We start from the raw sequence: 5,127 nt of genomic DNA, 5'->3' as shown, positions 1-5,127 counted from the left end.
AAGGCCGCAAAACGGCCCGGCAAGGTGGCGGTGTTTGTCGGAAGCCATCGCTTCCAGGCGCATGCGACGCGGGAAACGGCCTTTCGTGCGTATTTTCGTGAGAACGCGCCAAAATTCGAGGTGCTTGATGCGCTCGTGAACCTTGATGAACGGCAGCTCACTTACGAAAAATTGCTGGATCTTATGCAGCGGGAACCAGAGCTCGTCGGCTTCTATATGGCCGGCGGGGGGATAGAGGGGGCAATTTCCGCGCTCCGAGAAGAGGGGAGCGGTCAGGATCTCGTCGCGATCGTGAGTGAAATGACGCCGCAGTCACGTGGGGCGCTTGCGGATGACATCTTGACGATGGCGGTCGGCACGCCAATGCGCCGACTTTGCCAGGAGCTGATAATGGCAATGGAGCGGGCCATCAAAGCCGGCGTCGCGGAGAGCCCGGGGCAGACATTTCTGCCGTTCGACATTTATCTTCCGGAAAATATTTGACCTTGATGGATTTCTATCATGAGCGCCCATTTTCCTTTCACCGATGAAAGGAAAGCTCGATTGACTCGGCCGTCTCTGTCCGATCTGTGAACCGGCGTGGTTCCGTCTTGAAAGAAGCCGGATGCCGAAATGGCAGCCGCGCTTCATGGAAGGAAAGTCAAGCAATGCGCCAGGTATCGCCCCGCTTTGCACTCGATCACATGGCGGCGCCCCGCCTTGACGTCAGTGCGCTTTTCGCGCTTGCCCGTGACCAAGGCCTGACCGACGTCCAAATCCGTTACCCTCATTTCAGCAATCCTGTCGCACGCGGCATTCCGGCTGCGGACGTTCGGTTGGCCGCTACCGAAGCGGGCGTCACGATCATCTCTGTCAACGCCTTGCAGCGGTTCAACGACTGGACTCCAACGCGTCAGGCCGAGGCAAGCAACCTCGCCGATTATGCGACGGCGTGCGGGGCGGAGACGCTCGTGTTGGTGCCGGCCAACCGCAGCTCGTGGCCCACCAATAGCGAGCGCCAGGACAATCTTCGTTTCGCTCTAAACGAGATCAAGCCAATCCTCCAGTCGCGGGGTCTGATCGGTCTCATCGAGCCGCTGGGTTTCCGAACCTGCTCGCTTCGATCAAAGAAGGAAGCGGCCGAGGCCGTTGCCGCGGTTGATGGCCAGTCCGTCTTTCGCCTCGTGCACGACACGTTCCACCACACCCTGGCCGGGGAGACATGCCTGTTCTGCGAGCTTACCGGCCTGGTGCACATTTCAAGCGTAAACGACCCGACCTTCTGGATTTACCCCGATCGCTTTCTTGCAGGTTCCGACAATGGCAGCCAGATTCAGGCGCTGCTGGATGGCGGCTACGCGGGACCTTTCTCATTCGAGCTGGTCGAGGAAGTCCATTCTCTGGACGATCTCGCAGGCGCACTTGCCGCCAGCATCGACTTTATCCGGCGAGGGCTATTGTCGTCAAAGTAGATGGTGACAGGAGTAGTGACTATAGGTGCGCCTGAATTTTCCGTGGGTTCACAGCGGGGCAGCCATCCGAGATGCCTCCTGTATCATTATCTCCCGCATCCAGATGCTTGCCGGATCGCTATTGTGGAGGGCCGGCCATTGGAGGGTCTCGGTGAATGTGGGAAATGGCAGCGGAAGTTCGATAACCCGCAGGGGGAACGTTTTTTCGAAATGCCTGACCAGCCGTAAGGGCATGGTCGCTATACGAGCTGTGCCGGACACCATAGGTGGAATCATGCTGAAGCCCTGCACGGCGACCTCGACACGTCTCTTAAGGCCATGCTCAAGCAAAAACCATTCCTCGATAGACGGCTTCATCGTACGCCCGAACCTGACCGCGACGTGCCTCATCGACATGTATCTCTCGAATGTAAGCTGCTGTGGCAGCTGCTTGTTTGTGGGACAGCCTACGCACACGAGCTTCTCGTCAAACAGCGCAACGCTTGAATGCACACTCGACGTGAACATATCCGGTAGAATTAGAAAATCGACGTCACCGCGCCGGAGAAGCTCATCGGGGCTATCGTCGACAGGCAGCAGTTCGAAGCTGACGGCGGGGGCTTCCCGTGAAATACGCTCCACAAGCTTTTCGAAAAACACGAGCGTGACGAAATCGGAAAGAATGATCCTGAAGAGGCGATCGGCTCGAGCTGGGTCAAACGGATCCGAAGAAATAATCGAGCACTGGATGTGCTGGAGAGCGTCGCGAACTGCGGGGGCAAATGCTGCCGCACGCGGGGTTAGAAATCTTTCGCGACCTCTTATCGTAAACAGTTCATCGCGGAAATAATCGCGCAGTCGGGCGACGGCCGCACTCATGGCGGGCTGACTCAGGTTAATCCTGCGTGCCGCCGCCGAGAGATTACGCTCCGTCAGGAGTGCGTCGAGCACAACGAGGAGATTTAGATCAAGTCCTTTGAAACGCATGTCATCAGCCATCCATGGGATGGATGCCTTTAACCGAAACAAACGACTTTAACAATTTAGCATTCTTGCAATCTTTTGTCGCAAAAAGTTTATGATGGATGACGTTAAGGTCCGACATATGAGCCGCGTGATCTGCCGAAGCGAGCAATCGTTCGTACTGTGCAGGTCAGAGATTGGCAGTTTGAAACGCCGGGCCGATGGCGCCGGTCTATCAACCAGCGTCTTCGGCGGCCCCGACCTAGCTAGGCGTGGAACCTAATAGGGTGCACCTTTCCAGTCCGAGGCGACTGATGGGCGGTTTGATCCTAAGCTGCCGTGAGGCCTGTGCCAATTGTATCGGCGAGCCAATGCAGCAGTCCGGCAGCGTTTTTGAGAGCTGTTGTAGGCTCGGCCTAAGCCCATTGGCGCAAGCCTATCTGAACGAAGCGCTTGGCCTTGCCGCTATCCGGTATGTGATCTGTGGTGCCTTCTCGTCCTGCTGTTCTTGTTTTGGAACGCCCTTATGGTGAGCCCATCCGGGACGTGGGGCACCGGGAGCACAAAGGTGCAGGCAGGCCGTCAATAGACCGTGGGCTGAGAGCCCGAGCTCGTTACATGGCCGCCCCTCGCGACTTTCCCGGATGCGCTGCGAGCGCGGATCAGTAGATGTCGTGTTGCCCGCCAGCTCCCGTCTTTGACCGAGCCAAGAAGGAGGAACGGGCATGCTTATCATCGGACTGGATATTCACCGCGCCTTCGCCGAAGCAGTGGCATGGGAGGAGGGCAGGCTCAGGCGACTCGGCCGCGTCGACATGCGGCGCGATCTGCTGGCGGCGTTCGCCGCGAAGCTGTCGCCGAACGATGTCGGGGTGATCGAGGCCACCGGCAACGCGACGTCCGCTGCAGCTGTGGTTGCGCCGCATGTGAAGAAGGTGGGGATCGCCAAGCCGAAACAGGTGTTTATCGTTGCCTATGCCAAGATCAAAACGACGATCGACGCCGACGTTCTTGCGCAGCTCTATGCCAGCGGCTTCTTGCCAGAAGTCTGGATTGCGGACGAGCCGACGCAGGCTCTGCGTCGACAGGTGACACGGCGCAATCAGATTGTCCGACAGAGATCTCGATTGAAGAGCGTCATCCAGTCGATCCTTCATAGCCACCTGATCCGTCCTGCCCGCATGCTGACCTGTGCGGCGCCAAGGGTCGGACCTGGTTAATCGAGCAGGTCGTACCGCAGGACGAGCGCCTCGCGATCGATGGGCATCTGCGCGAGTTCGACCGATTGGGCGAAGACCTCCAGGTCATCGAACGCGATCTTGTCCGCTCGGCTCTCGAGGATGAAGGCGTGAAGCGGCTGATGACCATTCCCGGCGTCGACATCACCGTCGCGCTGGCGATGAAGGGCGGCGATCGGCGACGTGTCGCGCTTCGACGATCCGCAGAAGCTCGTGACCTATCTCGGGTTGAACCCAAGCGTCCAGCAGTCCGGCCAGGTCCGGCCTACCATGGGCGGATCACCAAGCAGGGCCGTGGTCATGCGCGCGGCATGCTCGTCGAGGCGGCCTGGGCGGCCGCTCGTGCTCCCGGACCGTTGCGAGCCTTCTCCCTGCGGCGTGCGAGCCCGGCGCGGACAGCATGTCGCGGCCGTGGCAACCGCACGCAAACTCTCTGTCGTGATCTGTCATCTGTTGAGAAGGGCGAGAGTTACGCGTGGGCTCGACCCTCCCTGCATGCCAAGAAGCTTGCGCGATGTGGAACTCAAGGCCGGGAGCAAGGCTGTGCGCGGCCAAAAGGGAGCGCACGCCTACAACATAAAGAGCCACCGGGAAGAAGAGCGCCGCTGGGTGGAGCAGGCCGAGGGCGCCTATGCACGCCTCGTCGCCGGTTGGAACCCACGAGGTCCGAAGAGGGTAGGCACGGATGCCGCAAACGAGGCGCGACGATAGAAGCTGCGCGGCAGGGCTCTCATCTCGGACCCTGCTCTTCGCCACGCGGTCGTCCGTGCGCGACAGGAGAATAGCGCAGATTTATCAAAAAGGCTCTTGTCGATCACATCAGTGGTCTTGGGCGCTGTACGGCCGGGTGAAGACTTTGCAGGTGGCCCGGAAAGCGTTTGACCTGCAGCGAAGCAATTGTCGTCATTACGCGCTCGACCCGGGCGCCCAGCTTGGCATAAGGGCTACGTGGCCTCAGGAAGCGTCGTCGCCAATGCAGACCATGGACGAATTCCCAGCCGATGCCGAGATGCCGGTCGACCGTGCCTGTCGCCGTCCGGTGATGCGATGCCCCCGAGCGGATGAGTTCGCCCCGGATGCTCCCGGTCACGACGCACGGGTTCGGGTTCCAAGGCGCTCAGTTTTGTTCGCGCCCAATCGGTGTAGGACGCGGCAGAAATACGAGCGTGACGAAATCGGAAAGAATGATCCTGAAGCGGCGATTCGGTAGAGCCGGGTCAAACTATCCGACGAAATAAACGATCACTGGATGGGCGGGGGAGCGTCGCAAACTGGAGGGCAAGAGCTCCCGGACGCAGCGTTAAGTTTGAATACCTCCGCGGACATGGTCGCGAGCTTATCGCGCAAATAAATCGAGCAGCCGAGCGCCGGCCGCACTCATGACCGGCTGGGCTCGGTTAATCCTGCATGCCGCGCCCATGAGGTTACTTGTCCGGAGTGCGTCGAGCACAACGAGGAGATGTAGTTCACGATCTTTGAAAAGCGTGGTCAACCAT

General features: G+C 59.4%; 3 protein-coding genes and 1 pseudogene. 3 read left to right on the top strand and 1 reads right to left on the bottom strand.

Annotated features, from left to right (window positions below):
- Nucleotides 1–483: substrate-binding domain-containing protein (locus tag EN879_RS23610; protein ID WP_164774542.1), on the top strand; the 483-nt coding region annotated here is incomplete at its 5' end.
- A 164-nt stretch (nucleotides 484–647) separates the two neighbouring features.
- Nucleotides 648–1,451 carry a TIM barrel protein gene (locus tag EN879_RS23605; RefSeq protein WP_063169395.1) on the top strand — a complete coding sequence of 268 codons (804 nt, stop codon included), beginning with the start codon at nucleotides 648–650 and terminating at the stop codon, nucleotides 1,449–1,451.
- 48 nt (nucleotides 1,452–1,499) lie between these two features.
- Here the strand turns inward: EN879_RS23605 and EN879_RS23600 are convergent, their stop codons facing one another.
- A complete protein-coding gene (locus tag EN879_RS23600) occupies nucleotides 1,500–2,417 on the bottom strand; it encodes a LysR family transcriptional regulator (protein WP_063170390.1) in 918 nt (305 codons plus the stop codon).
- 701 nt (nucleotides 2,418–3,118) lie between these two features.
- Here EN879_RS23600 and EN879_RS23595 point away from each other — a divergent pair.
- Nucleotides 3,119–4,342: pseudogene (locus EN879_RS23595) on the top strand (IS110 family transposase).
- Nucleotides 4,343–5,127 lie beyond the last annotated feature (785 nt).

The organism is Mesorhizobium sp. M7A.F.Ca.AU.002.02.1.1, from assembly GCF_003998535.1.
GTDB lineage: Bacteria > Pseudomonadota > Alphaproteobacteria > Rhizobiales > Rhizobiaceae > Mesorhizobium > Mesorhizobium ciceri.
The sequence above is the reverse complement of the archived record's forward strand: the minus strand, read 5'-3'. Positions and strand labels throughout refer to the sequence as shown.

Coding starts and splice junctions, on each gene's coding strand:
- EN879_RS23600 (WP_063170390.1), bottom strand. CDS start 2,417: ATGCGTTTCAAAGGACTTGATCTAAATCTCCTCGTTGTGCTCGACGCA.
- EN879_RS23605 (WP_063169395.1), top strand. CDS start 648: ATGCGCCAGGTATCGCCCCGCTTTGCACTCGATCACATGGCGGCGCCC.